General features: G+C 38.1%; 14 protein-coding genes and 1 pseudogene. 12 read left to right on the plus strand and 3 right to left on the minus strand.

The window, feature by feature from the left end:
- Nucleotides 1-9: 9 nt before the first annotated feature.
- The 7 genes from ACLCDL_RS08000 (at nt 10) to ACLCDL_RS08030 (ending at nt 12,146) form a co-directional block, all read left to right on the plus strand.
- Nucleotides 10-663, plus strand: coding sequence for a 3-keto-alpha-glucoside-1,2-lyase-like domain-containing protein (locus ACLCDL_RS08000; RefSeq protein ID WP_423147760.1), 654 nt, complete (start codon nt 10-12; stop codon nt 661-663).
- A gap of 74 nt (nt 664-737) precedes the next feature.
- Nucleotides 738-3,083, plus strand: a complete 2,346-nt coding sequence (locus ACLCDL_RS08005) for an ABC transporter permease (RefSeq protein WP_423147761.1) — start codon at nt 738-740, stop codon at nt 3,081-3,083.
- Nucleotides 3,084-3,137: 54 nt separating this feature from the next.
- A complete protein-coding gene (locus ACLCDL_RS08010; RefSeq protein WP_423147762.1) occupies nt 3,138-5,558 on the plus strand; it encodes an ABC transporter permease in 2,421 nt (806 codons plus the stop codon).
- Between the two features lie 52 nt (nt 5,559-5,610).
- The gene (locus ACLCDL_RS08015; RefSeq protein ID WP_423147763.1) at nt 5,611-8,055 is read left to right on the plus strand and encodes an ABC transporter permease; all 2,445 of its coding nucleotides are present in this window, start codon (nt 5,611-5,613) and stop codon (nt 8,053-8,055) included.
- 48 nt (nt 8,056-8,103) lie between these two features.
- On the plus strand, nt 8,104-8,808 hold the full coding sequence (locus tag ACLCDL_RS08020) for a CPBP family intramembrane glutamic endopeptidase (protein WP_423147764.1): 705 nt from the start codon (nt 8,104-8,106) through the stop codon (nt 8,806-8,808).
- Between the two features lie 44 nt (nt 8,809-8,852).
- A complete protein-coding gene (locus tag ACLCDL_RS08025; protein ID WP_423147765.1) occupies nt 8,853-11,246 on the plus strand; it encodes an ABC transporter permease in 2,394 nt (797 codons plus the stop codon).
- A 195-nt stretch (nt 11,247-11,441) separates the two neighbouring features.
- On the plus strand, nt 11,442-12,146 hold the full coding sequence (locus tag ACLCDL_RS08030) for an ABC transporter ATP-binding protein (RefSeq protein ID WP_423147766.1): 705 nt from the start codon (nt 11,442-11,444) through the stop codon (nt 12,144-12,146).
- Between the two features lie 126 nt (nt 12,147-12,272).
- Here the strand turns inward: ACLCDL_RS08030 and ACLCDL_RS08035 are convergent, their stop codons facing one another.
- Nucleotides 12,273-12,947 carry a 3-keto-disaccharide hydrolase gene (locus ACLCDL_RS08035; protein WP_423147767.1) on the minus strand — a complete coding sequence of 225 codons (675 nt, stop codon included), beginning with the start codon at nt 12,945-12,947 and terminating at the stop codon, nt 12,273-12,275.
- A gap of 232 nt (nt 12,948-13,179) precedes the next feature.
- Here ACLCDL_RS08035 and ACLCDL_RS08040 point away from each other — a divergent pair, with 232 nt between their 5' ends.
- From ACLCDL_RS08040 to ACLCDL_RS08060, 5 genes are all read left to right on the plus strand, one after another.
- Nucleotides 13,180-14,520 (plus strand): TolC family protein, encoded by a 1,341-nt coding sequence (locus ACLCDL_RS08040; protein WP_423147768.1) that lies wholly within the window; start codon nt 13,180-13,182, stop codon nt 14,518-14,520.
- Nucleotides 14,521-14,643: 123 nt separating this feature from the next.
- Nucleotides 14,644-18,216, plus strand: coding sequence for a DNA polymerase III subunit alpha (dnaE, locus tag ACLCDL_RS08045; RefSeq protein WP_423147769.1), 3,573 nt, complete (start codon nt 14,644-14,646; stop codon nt 18,214-18,216).
- 99 nt (nt 18,217-18,315) lie between these two features.
- The gene (trxA, locus tag ACLCDL_RS08050) at nt 18,316-18,636 is read left to right on the plus strand and encodes a thioredoxin (protein WP_423147770.1); all 321 of its coding nucleotides are present in this window, start codon (nt 18,316-18,318) and stop codon (nt 18,634-18,636) included.
- Nucleotides 18,637-18,716: 80 nt separating this feature from the next.
- Nucleotides 18,717-19,622: a DUF58 domain-containing protein gene (locus ACLCDL_RS08055; RefSeq protein WP_423147771.1), complete on the plus strand. Its 906-nt coding sequence runs from the start codon at nt 18,717-18,719 to the stop codon at nt 19,620-19,622.
- Nucleotides 19,623-19,725: 103 nt separating this feature from the next.
- Nucleotides 19,726-20,268 (plus strand): cupin domain-containing protein, encoded by a 543-nt coding sequence (locus tag ACLCDL_RS08060; protein WP_423147772.1) that lies wholly within the window; start codon nt 19,726-19,728, stop codon nt 20,266-20,268.
- Nucleotides 20,269-20,301: 33 nt separating this feature from the next.
- Here the strand turns inward: ACLCDL_RS08060 and ACLCDL_RS08065 are convergent, their stop codons facing one another.
- A complete protein-coding gene (locus ACLCDL_RS08065) occupies nt 20,302-20,625 on the minus strand; it encodes a DUF72 domain-containing protein (RefSeq protein WP_423147773.1) in 324 nt (107 codons plus the stop codon).
- A 16-nt stretch (nt 20,626-20,641) separates the two neighbouring features.
- Nucleotides 20,642-21,032, minus strand: a pseudogene (locus ACLCDL_RS08070) (DUF72 domain-containing protein).
- Nucleotides 21,033-21,074: the final 42 nt, after the last annotated feature.

Here is a 21,074-nt window from a genome sequence, read left to right on the forward strand (position 1 = left end):
AATAAACTAATGAAAAGGATTTTATGTGCCATTTTTCTGATCGGAAGTGTTTTACAATCTAAGGCTCAGACCCTTAATCCTGATCTAAAGGATTTAAGCAAGTGGACTCTAGTTAATCGCTCGGTTGAAGCAGTAAATGAAGATGGTAAAAAAGCTGTTCGTTTTAACGAAGTACCGGATGCAGGATTGATGATTCTGAAAGATGTGTTGTTTTCAAATGGTACAATTGAGTTTGACGTAAAAGGCAAAAATGCAATGCAGCAAAGTTTTGTGGGAGTTGCATTTCATGTGATGGATGAAAATCAATACGATGCCGTTTATTTCAGACCTTTTAATTTTTCAAGTCCCGACAGTAGCAGGGCGTCACATTCTGTACAATATATCTCGATGCCCGAAAATGATTGGGAAAAACTCAGAACCGAATTCCCCGGAAAATATGAAAACAAGGTTCATCCTGTACCCGATCCTGATGGATGGTTTCATGTAAAAATTATTGTGGATGGAAGAAAAATTTCAGCATTCGTAAATAATTCACAAACACCAAGTTTGCAGGTTGAAAAGATAAGTAATACTGAAAAAGGACAAATAGCATTTTGGGCTGGCAATAATTCAGGTGGCAGTTTTGCCAACCTAACTATAACTCCCCATACCGCAAAAGACTAAAAAGAAAACTGTAAATAATCTGTAATTCTTAAGCCATGTTCAGAAATTATTATAAAGCAACAGTGCGAAATATTATGAGGAATAAGATATACAGCTTCCTCAATATTTTTGGCTTAGCCATTGGCATCGCCTGCGCCGGATTAATCTTTTTATGGGTAGAAGATGAAATAAACTTCGATCAGTACAATGTGAAAAAGGATCAGATCTATTATGTCCGCGAAAATCAAAAGTATGATACCTATGTTGCAACCTTTGGCTCTACCCCAGGCATATTAGGACCTGCCATTCAAGCTGAAATTCCTGGTATCGCCAACACCTGCCGTATGAGCCAAAACAACGAGGATAAGTTAATTACAATTGGTGATAAATCGATGTATGCAAGTGGCAGTTATGCTGAGCCTTCTTTATTTAACATGTTTACGCTTCCGTTTGTACAGGGAAATGCCAAAACAGCATTTACGCAGCTGTATTCAATGGTTATTACCGAAAAAACAGCAAAGAAGTTTTTTGGCAACGAGAAAGATGTAATCGGTAAGAAAGTACGGGTCGATAATAAACAGGATTATGTAATAGCAGGAGTTGTAAAAGATATTCCTGAAAACTCATCCCTGAAATTCGAGTGGGTAGCGCCTTTTCAGATATGGTTTGACCAAAGTCCCTGGGCTCATAACTGGGGAAATAATTGTTTATCAACCTTTGTTGAATTAAAACAGGGTGTTGATCCGGCAACTGTAGATAAATTATTATATAATTTTATTCAAAAAAGAGAACCTCAGTCAATTGCCCGGCCATTTCTATGGAGCATGAACGACTGGCATTTGAGAGACGAGTTTGATAACGGGGTTCAGACTGGCGGCGGGCAAATTGAATACATTCGATTATTTACCACTATTGCGTGGATCATTTTATTGATTGCCTGTATCAACTTTATGAACCTGGCTACAGCAAGAAGTGAAAAACGTGCAAAAGAAGTAGGGGTACGAAAAGTACTGGGTGCAGAAAAACAAAGTCTTATTTTTCAATTTATTGGAGAAGCTGTGTTTATGGCTTTATTATCAGCTCTTTGCGCTGTTGCTATTATATTGCTTGCATTGCCGGCATTTAATGTATTGGTTGAAAAAAATCTGTCAATAGGTTTAAATAATCCGCTTCATATAACTGTCTTGTTGCTTATTGCATTGGTCTGCGGTTTGGTAGCGGGCAGTTACCCGTCTTTATATTTATCAGCCTTTAATCCGGTATTTGTTTTAAAGGGATTGAAATTAAAAACCGGAAGTGCAAACTTTATAAGGAAGGGTTTGGTGATATTACAATTCACAATTTCAATAGTTCTTATTATCAGCACCATTATTATTTATCAGCAAATACAGCATGTAAAGAACAGAAGCCTTGGTTTTAATAAAAATAATCTTCTTCAAACAGCCGTTGTTGGTAATGCGGCAAAAAATTATCCCTCAGTAAAGCAGGAGCTTTTAAATACAGGTGTAGTTGAGAGTATAGCCCTTTCTGATCATAATACCTTATATGGAGGCAATAATACGAACAGTTTAACATGGCAGGGAAAAGCACCCGGGGCACAAATATTGATTTCTGGCCGCAACGTAACACCTGAGTTTATTAACACCTCTCAACTCAAGTTGCTGAAAGGCCGCGACTTTATGCAAACCGATTCTACCAATTCAAAAAAGCTGAATGTAATCATAACGCAATCGCTTGAAAAGCTTATGGGTAAAGAAAGTGCCTTGGGTAAAACACTCTGGAATGAAGGTGATACCAGCGGAACGATACTCACTGTGGTTGGTGTGGTAAATGATTATGTATATGGAAACATGTATGGCAAACCCGATCCTGTAGTGTTTACATGCACTGCCCCGGTAAATACAAATACAATGTACATCCGTCTTAAACAGCAAACAAATGTTGAAACGGCTTTAGCACAAATACAGGATGTTTTAAAGAAAGCTAATCCTGCCTATCCTTTTACTTATCAGTTTGTGGATGATCAGTTTAATAAAATGTTTTTAAGTGAAATGCTTATCAGTAAATTATCAAGAGTATTTACTGCCCTGGCAATTATTATATCATGTTTAGGCTTGTTTGGATTAGCCGCATACACTGCCGAACGCAGAACAAAAGAGATAGGTATAAGAAAAGTATTAGGTGCCAGCGTATTAGGTATTACAAAGCTGTTGTCAAAAGATTTCTTACAGCTGGTTGCAATTTCCTGTCTTGTTGCTTTTCCGGCTGCCTGGTGGATGATGCACAACTGGTTGCAGGGATACCAATATAGAATAGGAATCAGCTGGTGGATATTCATTGTAGCAGGTGTTGCAGCTATACTGATTGCGTTGCTTACTATCAGTTTTCAATCAATAAAAGCGGCAATTGCAAATCCGGTAAAAAGTTTAAGAACGGAATAACACCAGGTTAAAAACGAATAAAAATAAAATCCCTTTTCGGGATTAGGAGGGCGTATGTTAAAAATTTTTTTCAAAATAGCTTTTAGAAACATTACCAGGCACAAAGGTTTCTCTTTTATTACTATTGCCGGCTTAACATTGGGGCTTTCTGTATGCCTTTTAATTGTAGCCTTCGTGCAGGACGAGTTGAAATTCGATAAATTCGTAAAAGAAGGTGATCTGGTCTATCGCATTTATAATGCCCGAACAGATAATATAAGTACAACTCATATGGCAAGTGTACCTCCCAGATTTGCCACCTATATAAAAGAACATTTTCCTGAAGTTGAAACTACCAACCGGATATTAATGGCGTCCGGTAAGATGTTTTTTGATTTAGGGGATAAAAAAGGATACGAAGAAAAATGGCTTATTACTGAAGGAAACTTCTTCGATATTTTCCCACTTGAATTTTTAAGCGGACAAGCAAAAAACTCACTGAGTGAACCCAATACAATAGTTGTAACCGAAAGTCTGGCTAAAAAATATTTTGGTTCGCAAAATGCCCTTAATAAAGTAATAAAAATCGATAATGAAAACTTTACTGTAAAAGGCGTAATTGAAAATCCGCCCGAGCATTTTCATCTCAATTTCGACTTTTTAATGTCACTTGAGTCTTTGCATCTTCCAAAAGAGCGAATGGAAAGTTTATCCTGGCAGCAATTTTACACCTACATAAAATTAAAACCGGGTGCAAATGCAGAATTATTGGAAAGAAAATTTTCTGATGCAATAAAAAAGGAAACCCATGAGATAGCTGCAAAGTCAGGAAGCAGCTATGTGCCCTTTTTGCAGCCCTTAAAAGAGGTTCATTTAAAATCAGCTGATTTTACTTTTGACAATGCCAAAAGAGGTAATCTTACCTATGTAAAAGTATTGAGCTTTATAGCGCTGTTTGTTTTGGTTATTGCATGCTTCAACTTTGTAAACCTGGCGACAGCAAGTTCATTAAGGAGAGCTCGGGAAATTGGGGTGAGAAAAGTAGTAGGTGCAGAACGGAAACAGCTTGTAATTCAATTTACGGGCGAATCCATTCTTATTTCAACCATTTCAATGGTACTATCTGTTATGATTACCCTTTTGTTTTTACCTCTGCTGAATAGCTTTACAGGCAAAAATATTTCCTTTAATCCTCTTACTCATCCTGAATTGGCCATATTATTAATTGCTGCAGGAGTAGCTACAGGAATTTTAGCAGGCATATATCCGGCAATAGTTTTATCAGGTTTTAAGCCTATAAAAGTATTAAAAGGCATGAAACTTACAGATACCGGAAGTAACGTTTCCTGGTTAAGGCAAGGGCTTGTTATTATTCAGTTTGCTTTGTCTGCAATATTAATTATATGTACTACTATAGTGTACAGGCAGATGAATTATTTAAATGAAAAGGATCTTGGATTTAATAAAGAACAGGTTTTATTCTTTCCTGTTCGGGGAGATATTGAAAGTCGGATTCAGGAGTTCAAAAATGAATTAAAGAGATCTCCAAATATAATTTCTGTTACCGCCGGATACGGCTTACCAGGAGATCAGTTTGCAGGTGATGAAGTTATTGTGCCCGGAAAAGAGGGTGATAAACAAATGCCTGTAAGTCTTTTTATTGCAGACCCGGATTATATTAAAACACTTGGGTTAAAACTTATTGCTGGCAGAGATTTTTCCAAAGATATTACCTCTGATGTCGAGGACGCCTTTATCATAAATGAGACTGCTCAAAGGGAAATGGGGTATGAAACGGCAGAAAAAGCCTTAGGAAAACCATTGAAATGGAAAAAGTGGGAACCGGATTCTATTAAGCCGATAAAAGAAGGAAGAATTATTGGGGTAGTAAAAGATTTTCATTATAAAAGTTTGCACGAAAAAGTAGCCGCATCTGTACTGCAGATTTATCCGCAGGAAACAGCAAAAATTGCCGTTAAAATTCGCCCCGCACATTTGCAGCAAACAATCTCTTTTATTGATGATACATGGAATAAGTTTTCTCCGGATTATCCTCTCGACTTCAAATTTCTGGATGAAAATTTTGAAGAGATGTATCAGGCTGAAGAGAAGATGAGCAAACTTCTGCTGATTTTTACAGCATTAGCAATTTTTGTAGGTTGTATGGGACTTTTCGGTCTTGCAACTTATAGTGCTCAGCAACGGACTAAAGAGATCAGTATCAGGAAAGTACTAGGAGCAACGGTTCAGGGAGTGGTTCTTTTACTCACGAAAGACTTTATGAAACTGATTCTGATTGCTTTGATAATTGCTTCTCCTGTTGCCTTGTATTTTATGAATGAATGGCTCGAGAACTTTGTATATCGCATTAATATCAGTTGGTGGATAATTCCTTTCTGTGCAATTACTGCACTATCAATTGCTTTTTTTACCATTTGCTTCCAGGCGATAAAAGCTGCAGTGGCAAATCCTGTAAAGAATTTGAGAACGGAGTAATTGAAGGGGCTGATGCTTATAACTTATAGTCTGCAACTTACAAATCATTGTTATGATAAAGAACTATATAAAAATCGCCTGGCGCAATGTGAGGAAGAACAAGCTTTTTTCTTTCATTAATATTTTAAGTTTATCAGTTGGGCTGGTATGCTGCATGCTGATTTCAATGTATATCTATCATGAATTTAGCTATGATGTTCATCAAAAGAAGGGAGATCGTCTGTATCAGTTAGGTACTTATAGCGTAATGAATGGAGAAGAGAGCCGTTCCGCACATACGCCGGCACCTATGGCCACGGCAATGAAACAGGAGTTCCCGGAAATTGAAGCCGTTACAAGGATAGCTCAGGCTTTTCAGGATGATAAAACCTTACTGCAGTATCAGTCAGGAAAAGATGTAAGATCATTTTATGAGACAAAGGGATTTTTTGCTGATTCCACCTATTTCAGTTTGTTTACTTATTCTTTTAAGGAGGGAGATCCGGAAACAGCATTAAATAATCCCAATTCTGTTGTGCTGAGTGAGGAGATTGCCAGGAAGATATTTGGTAAAGAACCTGCTTTAAATAAAACACTTCACATAAACAGTACAACAAATGGTGAATTCGACTTTAAAGTAACCGGTGTTTTCATGCCTTCTAAAACACCTTCTCATATTGATGCACGTTTTATAATGTCTATGCAGGGTGGGGAATTAGGGCAATGGGTAAACAGCCTTACCGGTATGGTAAATAACAACATGTTCTTTTCTTATTTATTATTAAAACCCGGTGCAGACCCAAAAAAGCTGGAAGCAAAGTTCGATGGTTTTATTAAAAAATATGCCGGGGAGGATTTAAAAGCTTCCGGTCGTAATCGAAAGCAGTTTCTTACTCTGGTAAGAGACATTCATTTACATGCAACAGAAGGAAATGTTACTCCCGGCGGCAACCTGAATTATTTATATATTCTCCTATCTATCGCTTTGGTTACCCTATTGATAGCTTGTGTAAATTTTATGAATCTTTCTACAGCACGTTCTTCAAAACGCGCCATAGAAATCGGAGTTCGAAAAGTATTAGGAGCAGAAAAATCTTCGTTGATAAGACAATTTCTCTGGGAAGCAATTTTACTGTCACTTATTTCATTGATGATATCGCTGGTGTTTACAGCACTTTTAATTCCTGTATTTGAGGAAGTTTCAGCAAAAGAGTTTTTATTCTCAAGCCGCCAATACCTATCTTTCATATCCGTATTTTTACTTATCTCCTTATTGGCCGGTTTGCTGGCAGGTATTTATCCCGCATTTTATTTATCTGCTTTTAAACCTATAAAAGTGCTTAAGGGGAAATTTTCCAACTCGCTGGCAGCTATTTCTTTTCGTAAAGTATTGGTGGTGTTTCAGTTTGTAATTTCTGTAGCACTAATTGTTGCTTCGGTAACCATTGGCAACCAAATGCGGTTTTTGCGGAATAAAGATCTTGGCTTTCAAAAAGATCAGCAGATCGTTATTCCCTTACGCACGTCAAATGCCAAAAATATGTACACTTCCTTTAAACAGGAGCTTTTAACCAGTTCAGCTATTGCATCCGTTGGAGCCTCCAGGTTTTACCCGGGCTTGGCAAATACAATGGACTGGCTTTTATACAAGCAAGGTAATACAGCTGCTCAGAATAAGGATGTATATATGAACAGGGTTGACAATACATTTCTGCAAACCTTAAGAATAAAACCTGTTGCAGGCAGAGTATTTTCTGAAAATTTTCCTGCAGATACCCTTGACAGAATTGTTTTAAATGCCCATGCAATCAAAGAATTTGGATTTAAATCTCCCTCAGACGCTATTGGGAAAAATATTGTAGCAGACTTTGGATCAGAGAAAGTATTATTCAACATAATTGGAGTGGTAAATGACTTTCATTTTAAAGATCTGCATTCCAGTATAGAATCTTACGGTTTTCTTTTAGACAGAAGACAGAGTTATAATTATATTATTGCTTATGCGCAAGGCAGTAATATTAAAGCTGCGGTAAACAGTGTTAGTGCAATCTGGGCAAAATTGAATCCTACCGAACCTTTTGAATATAGTTTCCTGGATCAGGATTTTCAGAAAAATTATGTTGCCGAAGAGCGTTTGGCCGCTATTATCAAGTACTTTACTATTGTGGCCATTTTTATTTCCTGTCTGGGGCTCTTTGGTCTTACTACTTTCAGTGTAGAACAACGGACAAAAGAGATCGGCATCAGAAAAGTGCTTGGGGCAAGTGCAGCAGGAATTGTATCACTTTTATCTAAAGATTTTTTAAAACTTGTCATTATTTCTTTCGTGGTAGCTTCTCCTCTTGCCTGGTATTTTATTAATAAGTGGCTTGAAAATTTTGCTTATAAAGCTCCTTTTACTATCTGGATAGTATTAACTGCATGGATAGTGGCTTTACTGATCGCTTTTTTAACTATCAGTTTCCAGGCAATAAAAGCGGCAATTGCAAATCCGGTAAAAAGCTTAAGAACCGAGTAACGCTTTTAGAAAGTTTTAAACTTTCCCAAAGTGATAAAATATTAAAAAATGGATTTAGTAGTAGAATTGATACTTTCCTGGTTAGCGCTTTGGTTTTTTGAAAAGAAAAATTTAAGTGTATTAGGAATAAAACCTACTAAAACAAGAATGATGAATCTGTTTACCGGCTTTCTTATAGCTTCCTTTCTTTGTGCATTTAATTATTTTCTGCAAACTGTTTTTTCAGGCAGCACCTGGCACCTTAATTCAGGCTTTACATGGAAAAGCTTTTTTTCAGCAGCTTGGTGGACGCTGCATTCCGTTTTATATGAAGAGTTAATTTTTAGAGGAGCCTTACTTTATATTGCGATAAAAAAACTGGGAGAAAAGAGAGCTTGTTTGTTATCTGCTATTTGCTTTGGTGTTTATCATTTGTTTTCAATGAGCGTTTCCGGTTGGGTGCCTGTAATTTATCTTGTTGCAGCTACCACACTTATGGGATTTGTATTCGCACTTGCTTATACAAAAACAAATTCATTATATCTGCCGGTTGGATTGCATTTTGGCTGGAATATGTTAACTACTGTAATTTTTTCTCAGGGACCGATAGGAAACCAGTTCCTCATTTTAAAAGCGGGAGAGCGTTTTAGTCCGCTTGAAAATAGTATTGTATTAATATGGTCCGCTTTTGCATTGCCTTTGGCGTCATTTTTATATTTAAAAAGGATTAAAGAAAATCAACCGGAAAGTAAATCAGAAACAATAATTATATAGACGCATACCTACAACTTATAACCTGCAACCTACAACTCATTGTTATGTTAAAAAACTACCTTAAAATCGCCTGGCGGAGTTTATATAAGAATCGTCTGTTTTCCTTTATCAATATTTTTGGTCTGGCATTAAGCTTATCAATTTGTATGCTGGTAATGCTGCGAATGAAAGATGCGTTCAGTTACGATCGCTTTCATCCCCATCCTGATCGTACTTTTCGTATTATTTCCGAAATCTCTAACAAGCAGGGCGATCAGTGGAAACTTGCAAGTACGCCACTGCCCTTGCAACAGCGCCTTTTGCAGCAAAGTAGCGGAGTTGAAAAGATTGTAAGGATTTATCCTGCTTTTAACGAAAAAGCATCAACTGAAACAAAAGAATTAAATATCCGTGGCGCTTTTACAGAACCTGCTTTTTTTGATGTATTTGGATTTACACTTAAACAGGGAAGTGAGTTAACAGCCCTTTCTGAACCCAATAGCATTGTATTGAGTAAAGCAACCTCCGAGCGTTTCTTTGGGAATAAACCGGCAATGGGAGAGTTGTTAAATGCAGGAAACCTTGGTGTTTTTAAGGTAACAGGTATACTGAATGATTTTCCGGGAAAATCTCACCTGGATTTTGATGTATATGTTTCGTCTTCTGCTATTCCACTGTTGGAAAAGCAGGGGAAATTGCCTCCTATGCTGGAAAGCTGGGATTCTTTCGAAAAGGCTTATACATATGTCCTGCTGGATAAAGGAGCTTCGAAAAATTCATTGGCGAGGGTGTTGAAAGGAATATCTGCAGATATTAACAAATTATCAAAAGACGGACAATTTAATTTTACTGCTGAACCATTGAGTGCCATCACTCCCGGCTCAAGCGATGTTTATAATGGCTTAGGCAACGGAACAAGTTGGATGAAAGTGTATGTGGAAGCGGGAGTTGCTTTAATAATTTTATTAGCAGCTTGTTTTAATTATACAAATCTTACCATCGCCCGTGCCTTAACCCGGGCAAAAGAAGTAGGAATCAGAAAAGTTTCTGGAGCGGTAAGATCGCAAATCTTTACACAGTACATCCTTGAATCGGTGCTTGTTGCCCTGTTTGCCCTTGCGGTTGCTTCTGTTTTATTCGTATTGATACTTCGGTATAAACCATTTAATGATGAATACGAGATGATTCCGAATATAAGCCTGGATAATTCGATACGGGTTATTTTTATTCTTTTTACCATTCTTACCGGAATCTTTGCCGGAGCTTTTCCTGCCTGGATTTTATCATCTTTTAAACCGGTTAAAGTTTTAAAAAGCATTTCCACCGAAAAGCTTTTTGGAAATATCTCACTGCAAAAAAGCCTTATTGTTTTTCAGTTTACACTATCGCTTGTAATAATCATTTTTCTTTCCACCTTTTATCGTCAGTTTACTTATTTAGGTGAAGCTGATTATGGATTTAAGAAAGAAGATCTGCTTACTATTTCCCTTAACGGTACAAAACCTGAAATTATAACGAATGAATTTTCGCAGATAGCCGGTGTAGAAAACATCGCAGCAATATCCGATAATTTCGGAAAGCGGCCAACCGGCGATGTATCTGTTTTATACGATAAAGATCAGAACCGGCGATTAGACCTTGCGTATTATTTCGTTGATCAGAATATAGTTACTGTAATGGGATTAAGGCTGAAAGCCGGAGAAAGTTTACCACTAACTACAGCCGAGAATCAGGGTAAATACTTGCTGATAAATGAAAAAGCAGTTTCTGCAATGGGTTTTAAAAATGCCGCTGATGCTTTAAATAAATCAGTTTGGATAAGCGATACGCTGCAGGCAATAATTACAGGAGTAGTAAAGGATTTTTATTACAGGAATCCCGGTATAAATATTCGTCCCATGGCGCTGATAAATAATCCTTCTGAAGCTAAATATCTTACCTTGAGCGTGAATACAAAGAATAAAGAGAAATTTGTCAGTCAACTTAAATCCGTCTGGGACAAACAGACACAGCACCAAACATTCACTTATTCATGGTTTGACAAATACCTTGAAGATGCTACTAACCAGTCTGCAACCATATCTTTATTAGGATATCTGGCTTTTATGGCAGTTTCAATAGCTTCTCTCGGTTTATTGGGTTTGGTAATTTATACAGTTGAAACACGAAGAAAAGAGATCAGTATACGAAAAGTAATAGGTGCTACGGTGAATCAACTGATGTCGCATCTTTCAAAAGGCTTCGTTAAACTCCTTTTAATTTCAGGAGCTATAGCAATGCCCTTTGGCTATTTGCTGTGTAAATTCTTTCTGCAAAACTTTCCGACAAGGATAGAATTTGGAATAGGAAGTGTATTTCTATGTTTCTTGTTTCTGTTAGTTATCGGTTTGGTAACTGTTTTGTCGAATACATATAAAGCTTCTTCAGAAAATCCGGTGAAAAGCCTGAGAACAGAGTAGTAAGGCTAAGGTGGAAAGCACTTGATTAAAAGAGTATACCTTCTGTACCACATCCGTTCAGCAAAACGTCCGAAAACGAACACTGTAAAAACAGAAAAATTAGTAATTTGCTTATTGCCAGTTAGTTTTGTGATTGGCATGGGATTGTTAAAGTAAACGGTATAACCTACAACTTAAAACTTACAAGTTAATATCATGATACACTTAGAACACATTTTTAAATGGTACAATGTTGGGGGCGGGCGTACTTTCATTTTAAAAGACATTAATTTAGATGTAGAGGAAGGTGAATTTATTTCAATCATGGGTCCCTCCGGGTCAGGGAAATCTACTTTATTAAATATTCTGGGAATGCTTGATGAAGCATCTGAGGGGCAATATGAGTTTTTAGGGCAGTCTGTGTTTAATCTGAAAGAAAAGCAGCGGTCGGCCTTATATAAACAATATATCGGCTTCGTTTTTCAGGCCTACCATCTTATAGACGAGCTTACGGTGTATGAAAACATAGAAACTCCGCTTATTTATAAGGATATTAAAGGAGCAGAGCGGAAAGCAATTGTTTCAGACATGCTGGACAGGTTTAACATTGTAGGAAAAAAAGACCTTTTTCCTGCCCAGCTTTCAGGAGGCCAGCAGCAACTCGTGGGCATTGCAAGGGCACTGGCAGCAAATCCGAAAGTAATACTTGCAGATGAACCAACCGGGAACCTCAATTCAAAACAAGGCGAAGAAATAATGGATCTTTTCAGAAAGCTGAATCAGGAGGATGGTGTTACTATTATCCAGGTAACGCACTCTGAAAAAAACGCTTCTTACGGTTCAAGGATAATTCATCTATTAGACGGGCGAATTGAAAGGATAGAAAATGAATATCAAGTGAAAAAATTAACGGATCTGTAAATGAATTACTGATTCATTTAGCGGTAAATTCAACAATTATTGGTGAAACATCCTGTAAAAAATAAAAAACTTCGTCCGATGCCTACGGACGAAGTTTATGCTAATGATACAATTTTTACTTCTTTTTTAAATCTCTTTGATCTTGATGTTCCTGAAGTATATCGGAGCTCCTGCATGTTTACCCTGCAAACCGATATGCCCTTTCAAAGGCAATTCAGCGTAAGGTTTGTTCAGCCAGGAAGGAATGTCAGATCCGTCGGGATTTTTTGTGCCCGAAGTCCATAAACTCATATCGATCTCATTTACCAGTTCGTCGTTTAAGACGATCCAGATCTTTTTATCCTTGCAGGTAACGGTATAATGATTCCATTCGCCTGGCTTTTTAACATTACTTTTTTTAGGGGCCAAATGGCCAAAAAAGGCGGCGCATTGCCAGGTTTTTGGCGCTTTCGACCACTCTTCACTAAAATCATCCGCAATTTGAATTTCCATGCTGTTTGGAATCCAGTTTTCTATATTACTTGCATGCACAACAACGCCGCTATTAGTTCCGGGAGCCGTTTTAAATTCAAGGTCAAGGATAAAGTTGTTGTACTCTTTTTCGCTCCAGATATTTTTATCTTCCGTAGCTGTTAAAATTCCATCATCAAAGGTCCAGATAGTTTCATCAGGTTTAATGGCATCAGAAAGGTCGGATTTAAACAGGCTTTTCCAGTTCCGTGTGTTGGGGTGATTGCGGTATTGAGCATACGAAACAGTATAAAAGGCAATAAGTGCAGTAACAAGAAATAGCTTTTTCATTCGTGTATTATTATTTTCCGAAATAAGGGCATACAGTTCTCAATTCCTAAGATTTATTGTAATATCTCTGAAAGGTGATAAAAATGCGATGTGCATTTTTGAACGTTTATTGTTCGAAAGCGAACAGGTTAAATTACATGCTTTATTCTTTTATGTTGATTGTCAGATAGTTGATGTTTTGGTCTTTAATGTGCCAGTCATTTGAAAATTAAAATTAACAGCATACATACGTATGAAACAAATACTTTTCCTTACTCTTTTATTTTTTTCACTTGTTTCCGTACAGGCCCAGGAAATTCAAAGCGCCGCTCCGCAAACATTGAGTTTAAATACAGCTATTGAAATTGCCCTGAAAAATAATGTAGAAGTTCAGCAAAGCAATATCCGGACAGAAACCGAACACGTTTATTTGAAGCAGGCACGAGGAAAAATCCTGCCAGATCTCAATGCGTCTTATACTCACGGTTTTAATGCCGGAAGAAGTATTGACCCATCTACTAATTCGTATGTGGATCAGCAATTAAGTTATGCTAACCCAACATTAGGGAGCACTTTAACCATATTTAACGGCTTTGCTATTTTGAATACTATTCGCAGAAATTCGTTGGCGTACAGCGCGGCAAAGATGGAAGAGCAGGAAGCCAGGGATAATCTTACTCTGCAGGTAATACTAAATTATTTACAGGTGCTCACAAACCAGGACTTATTAGAACTATCGAGAAAACAGGCGGAAACCAGTTTAAAACAGGTAGAACGTTTAGAAGTATTGCAGAAAGAAGGTGCGGTTACTCCCGCCGACTACTACGATCTGAAAGGCCAGTATGCCAACGACCAGATGGCGGTAATAGCTTCGTCTAATAACCTGGAAAACTCTAAACTGGAATTGGCACAGCTTCTTAATGTTCCTTATAATAAAGATATTACCTTCCAAAGCCTGGATGCCAGCCAATTTTCCCTGGTTTATGAAGCAACTCCCGAGCAGGTTTATAATGCAGCTTTGCAGAGCCTGGCAGTGGTAAAAGCTGTCGACCTCCGTAAAAGAAGCGCCGATGCCGATGTAAAAGTCAGCCGTTCAACTTATTTTCCTTCTGTTATTGTTAACGGAGGGTTATCTACCAACTATTCCAGCGCTGCATTTGAAGAAACGGGTAAAACCTACTCAGATCAGATCAGTAATAACCTGAGCAAATCGGTGAGTGTGGGAGTCGCCATTCCGCTTTTTAATTCTTTCAGAACAAAAAATGCAGTAGCGCTATCGAAGTTGAATCAGAGAGATGCAGAACTGACAGCAAAGAGCACACGCATTCAGTTGCAGCAATTAACCGAACAGGCTTATTTTAATATGACATCTTCAAAAGATCGTTATACAACTTTGATTGATCAGGTTGATGCTTTTTCTGAATCCTTTCGCACTGCTGAAGTTCGCTTTAACGCGGGTGCCATTAATTCTGTAAATTATTTGATTGCAAAAAATAATCTCGATCGTGCCAATCTTAATCTGATCGCTTCCCGGTACGATTTTATTCTAAGGAAGAAGATACTGGATTATTATCAGGGTAAATCATCATGGTAGCGGAATCACTTCTACAGTAATTGATCCTCTGCTCATTAAAAGAGGGGATCAATTACTTTTCAACAGCCCTCATCTGAACAGGAAATTTGGTAAATTTGAATCTTATCGACAAAGGATTAGCAGATGCCAGATTTCTCTCACTTACACGTACATACACAATTTTCACTGCTCGATGGTGCTGCAGATATTTCGAAGCTGTACAAAAAAGCTGCTGCAGACGGCATGAAAGCAATAGCCATTACCGATCATGGCAATATGTTCGGTGTGTTTAAGTTTGTGGCCGAGGCAGGGAAACATGGTGTAAAACCCATTGTAGGCTGTGAGTTTTATGTAGTGGACGACCGGCACAAGAAGCAGTTCACCAAAGAAAATAAAGATGTTCGTTTTCATCAGTTATTCCTGGCCAAAAATGCGCAGGGGTACAAGAACCTGGTGAAGCTTTGCTCGCTGGGCTATATGGAAGGTTTGTACTCTAAATGGCCCCGTATTGATAAAGAATTAATTCTGAAATATCACGAAGGCTTAATTGCTACTACCTGTTGTATCGGAGCTTCTGTTCCGCAGGCGATTCTGAAAAAGGGTGAAGAGGAGGCTGAGGAAGAATTCAAATGGTGGCTTGATCTTTTTGGCGAAGATTATTACATCGAACTGCAGCGTCATGATATTCCCGAACAACAAACTATAAACCATGTTCTTCTAAAGTTTGCTAAAAAACACAACGTAAAAATTATTTGCTCCAATGATTCTCATTATGTAGATCAGCAGGACGCTAATGCACACGACATTCTGCTTTGCGTAAATACCGGCGATATGCAAAGTACGCCTATTGCTACAGATGAGGAAGGGGGAAAAGGATATCGTTTCGGTTTTCCGAACGATCAGTTCTACTTTAAATCGCAGGCAGAAATGGCTCAGCTATTTCACGATCTGCCTGAATCTCTGGATAATACCGGAGAAATTGTTGATAAAGTAGAACATTTACAGCTGAAACGTGATATTCTGCTTCCAAATTTCCCTATTCCTCCGGAATTTAAAATCCATCCCGATGATGTGCTGAATCAATGGGAATACCTGCGCCATTTAACAATGACGGGAGCAAGGGAGCGATATAAAGATATAACGCCTGAAATACAGGAACGCCTTGATTTTGAGTTAAACACAATCAAGATCATGGGTTTTGCCGGCTATTTTCTTATCGTTTCGGATTTCATTAAGGCTGGCCGTGACCTGGGCGTATTTGTGGGTCCGGGCCGTGGGTCGGCAGCGGGTTCTGTAGTGGCTTATTGTATCGGGATCACTAATATTGATCCGATTAAATATAACCTGCTTTTTGAGCGTTTCCTTAACCCTGACCGTAAGTCGATGCCCGATATTGATACCGATTTTGATGACGAAGGTCGTCAGAAAGTGATTGATTATGTGGTGGATAAATACGGAAAAAATCAGGTAGCACAAATTATTACCTATGGTTCTATGGCTGCCCGTACCAGCATTCAGGATGTAGCCCGGGTGTTGGATGTTCCGTTGCCCGAAGTTGCCGCTTTAAAGAAGTTGGTTCCTGAAACGTTAGGAATTACCTTAAAAGACGCGTTTGATCAGGTTCCCGAACTTCAGGAAATTTTAAAAGGAAATGATATACGATCCAAAGTATTGCGTGAAGCGGAAAAGTTGGAGGGTTCTGTTCGCAATACCGGTATTCATGCAGCGGGTATCATTATTGCGCCGGATGACCTCACCAATATCATCCCGGTAGCAACAGCGAAAGATTCAGACCTGCTGGTTACACAGTTTGACGGAAGGGTGATTGAGGATGCAGGGGTTATCAAAATGGACTTTTTGGGCCTTAAAACCCTTACAATTATTAAAAATGCCTTACAGCTGATCAAACAGAATCATGGAGTTGAAATTGATATTGATTATATTCCCTTAGATGATCAGCAGACCTTTGAGCTGTACCAGCGGGGAGATACAAACGGAACGTTTCAGTTTGAAAGTGACGGTATGCAGATGTACCTCCGGGAGCTAAAGCCGGATAAGTTCGAGGATCTGATAGCGATGAATGCCCTTTACCGCCCGGGGCCAATAGAGTATATTCCAAACTTTATTGCACGTAAGCATGGCCGTGAGGAAGTGGTGTATGATTTGCCGGATATGGAAGAATACCTTTCTGACACATACGGTATTACCGTGTATCAGGAGCAGGTAATGCTTCTTTCGCAAAAGCTGGCAAACTTTACCAAAGGTGATGCCGATGTGTTGCGTAAGGCGATGGGAAAGAAGGACCGGAAAACCCTTGACAAATTGAAGCCTCAGTTTATTGAGAATGCTAAGAAGAATGGTCACGATGAGAAGAAGCTTGAAAAGATCTGGACTGACTGGGAAGCGTTTGCTTCTTATGCTTTTAACAAATCTCACTCTACCTGCTACGCTTTTGTAGCCTATCAAACCGCTTACCTGAAAGCTCATTATCCTTCTGAGTATATGGCGGCGGTATTAAATAACCAGGGAAATATCGAAAAGATATCTTTCTTCATGGAAGAATGCCGCAGAATGGGAATAGCCGTTTTAGGACCTGATATCAATGAATCGAATCTGAGCTTTGCTGTTAATAAAAAAGGTGAAGTCCGTTTCGGAATGTCAGGGATAAAGGGAGTAGGAGAGAAGGCTGTTGAATGTATTATTGAAGAACGGGAAGCAAACGGGCTTTTCACTGATATTAATGATTTTGCCCGCAGGGCTAATCCACGTACTGTAAATAAAAAAGTGTACGAAAACCTTGTTTACAGTGGTGCTTTTGATTGTTTTGGATTTAACCGTGCCCAGTTTTTCTGCAAGCCTGATGGGGGGATGCTTAATGGAATTGAACGTTTAATTAAGTACACGAATGATTACCAGAATAGTCAGAACAGCTCGCAGGCTTCGCTTTTTGGCGGTACAACAGATGCTCATATTCCTGAGCCCCAACTGCCTGATTGTCCTGAATGGGGGCTTATAGAAAAGTTAAAGTATGAAAAAGATATGATCGGAATTTATTTAACCGGCCATCCTTTAGACAACTTTAAGTTCGAGATGGATAATTTTTGCAACTATCAGGTCAAACATTTAATGCTGATAAATAAGGCGAAGAATGGGGAGCTTCAGGAAGAAGACCAGCAGGAATTTAATAAGATTAAAAACCGGGAACTGGTAATTGGCGGCCTTGTTTCTTCGGCAGCTCATCGTACTACCAAAACAGGAAAACCCTTTGGCTCTTTTATTTTGGAGGATTACAGCGACTCTTTTGAAATTGTATTGTTTGGAGATGAATATGTAAAACAGAAGTCGTTTTTTACCGACGGCTATTTCTTGCAAATAAGGGGAACAGTTACTGAACGGTTTAAGCAGAAAGACAACTGGGAGTTCAAAGTAACTCAAATCAATCTTTTATCTGATTTAAGGGATAAGATGTCAAAATGTCTGACAATTAAATTTCCCCTGCATGAGCTTTCTGATTCGCTGATTGTTAAGATTGATGAGTTGATAAAAGTAAATACAGAAGAAAACCCTCAGCGAAACTGCTTACTGAAGTTTGCAGTGTACGATACCGAAGATTCTTTATCTCTGGAGATGCCTTCAAAAAATGTAAAAATTTTTCCCAGTAATGAATTTTTAGGACAGTTAGCCGAGTTGAAGAATATATCTTATAAACTTAATTAGAAATAGGGTAGCAACGTTACTAAAATGTCATTTTAGCAGGAGCTGTTTGTGGCAAGGATATTGTAATGTATCTTTGAATATAACATTAATTTATTAAATATGGCCTTAGAAATAACAGACGCAAACTTCGAAGAAGTAGTGTTAAAATCAGATAAACCGGTTTTGGTTGACTTTTGGGCAGAGTGGTGTGGCCCGTGCCGTATGGTTGGCCCGCTTGTAGAAGAACTTTCAAAAGAATACGAAGGTAAAGCCGTTATCGGTAAGCTTAATGTCGATCATAATCCGGGTGTATCCATGAAGTTTGGTATCCGCAATATTCCGGCTTTGCTATTTTTCAAAAACGGAGAAATTGTTGACAAACAAATTGGAGCTGTGCCGAAATCTGTTTTATCAGACAAGCTGAGTAAGCAATTAGCATAAGATCTTTATAATTTCATGTAGGCTTCAGAATTTCTGAAGCCTTTTTTGTATAATAGCAATCGGTTAAAAATATCTTCTTCATGTTTTCGCAAAAAGAACTTCAGGATTTTGGTAATCTTGAATTACTTGCCCGGCAGGTGGTTGAAGGTTTTATAACCGGCTTGCATAAAAGCCCTTTTCATGGGTTTTCTGTTGAGTTTGCAGAACATCGTTCCTACAACAGCGGGGAATCTGTTAAAAATATCGACTGGAAACTGTATGGCAGAACGGATAAATTGTTTGTAAAACGTTTTGAAGAAGAAACAAACCTTCGCTGCCAGATAGTACTGGATGTATCTTCTTCCATGTATTATCCTGAAAAAGAATTCAATAAATTGCAGTTTTCTATTTATTCTGCTGCATCATTAATGTATCTGCTAAAGAAGCAACGGGACGCTTTTGGATTAAACTTCTTTTCAGAGAATGTAGAACTTTCTACCGCTGTTAAATCAACTTCGGCTCATTTACAATATCTGTTTTCTGAATTAGAAAGAATTTTAAATAAGGGAACTAAAAGCAAAGGGACTAACGTATCGGAGGCTTTACATCAAATAGCTGAACAAATTCATAAGCGGTCTCTTGTTATTATTTTCAGTGATATGTTTCAGAGCGGGCAGGAGAGCCCGGCGGCAATTTTTTCTGCTTTGCAACACTTAAAATATCGCAAACATGAGGTTATAATATTCAATGTTCTCGATCATAGAAACGAGTTAAACTTTGAGTTTGATAACCATCCCTATCATTTCATTGATATGGAAAGTGGCGAAGAGCTTAAAACACATCCCCGACAGGTTAAAGAAAATTATCTTCGTGCCATTCATACTTATCAGGAGCAATTGGAGATAAAATGTGCTCAATACAATATTGATCTGGTAAACGCTGACATAAATAAAGGATTCTATCAGGTTTTAAACAGCTACTTTATTAAAAGAAACAGGATGTATTAAGACTATAAATCCTGATTCTTATACGTGGTTGTTGAATGCCTTATTAAATTCCAATTCTGTTCAATCTAAAATAGCTAACAATTGTTACTCTGTTAAATTCCTGATGAACAAACCAACAGAAGTAATACATGGGCATATTATTCATGAAATAATGCCCCGGAATAAGAATTTTCCCAATAATGCATATTTGCCCTTACTTGTTTACAAAGGAGCCTTACGTTTACATCCGGCAGATGAACCTGAAGCCATTACAGCACTTTTTGCTGATAACAATTGGCTGAATTCATGGAAAGACGGAATATTTGATTACCATCATTATCATAGTAACACCCACGAGGTGCTGGGTGTATTTTGTGGAAGAGCAGACGTGGAGTTTGGTGGGCCGGAAGGTGTTTGTGTAGAACTGGTAAGAGGCGATGTAGTTGTAATACCTGCCGGAGTTGCACATAAAAGAATATTTTGTACCACGGATTTTCTATGTATAGGCGCTTATCCGAATGGAAAGGAATATGATATAAAGTATGGAAAAGAAGAAGAACTTGCTGAGGCAGGAAAAAACATAAAAAATGCTTCTGTACCAGAAAAAGATCCTGTTTTTGGTGGAAGCGGACCTGTACTGGAGTTTTGGAGTAAGAAAATGGATTAATTTAAGAATGTTAAACTGCTTGCATTTAGTTCTTTACATCTCTTTTAATGCAAACTGTCTCATTTTTTGAGCATTGAAAACTGCAAACGTATGAATATCATTATTGAAAAAGATAAAAGCAGTTTTCAGTTGCTTGTTCTTTGATATCTCATCAACAAAAAATTGTAACTGCTGATCTTCATAATTTGAGGCGTATAATTGTGTTTCGCCGTGCAGGCGATAGTACAGAAACGGAGTATTTGCAATAATGTCTTTTGGAAGTGTAGGATGGCTCATGCCGCAAAAGCTGATATTGTGTGTGGATAATGTTTGATAAACATCCGCACGCCACCAGCTTTCATGTCTGAACTCCAGCACATTTATAAATGAATTGTCAAGGCTGCTGATTGATCTTATCCAAACGTTCTTTGGTATATGAAAAACTTGGTGGCATTTGGAAGAGAACGCACCCTAATTTATCCTGCAAGCCGGCTCTTACTACGGAATAAAAGTCATTTATCAGCTCTACCGTGTCGTTAAATTTTTTATAATGTGTTATTATTCGTGGTGCTTTTACCGCAAACTGAAAATCTGCAGGACTCTTTATACCACGACTGCAGGAAAGAGAATTGGGGAAAGCGATAAAAAGTGACATTTAATTCAAGGGTGTTAAAATACCGGCAATAATAATCAAACCACTTGCTTTGTGGTAAATCCTCTGGGTAAAAGCTTCCTTTCCAATGTTTATAGTGAAAACCCGAGCATCCGATGTACCAATTTATCATATTCGAGCAACAGGAATACAATAAATTATGTTTTAATGCTCT

This window comes from Rubrilithobacter danxiaensis, from assembly GCF_047272945.1.
In the GTDB taxonomy this organism is placed as follows: Bacteria; Bacteroidota; Bacteroidia; order Sphingobacteriales; family Sphingobacteriaceae; genus Rubrolithibacter; species Rubrolithibacter danxiaensis.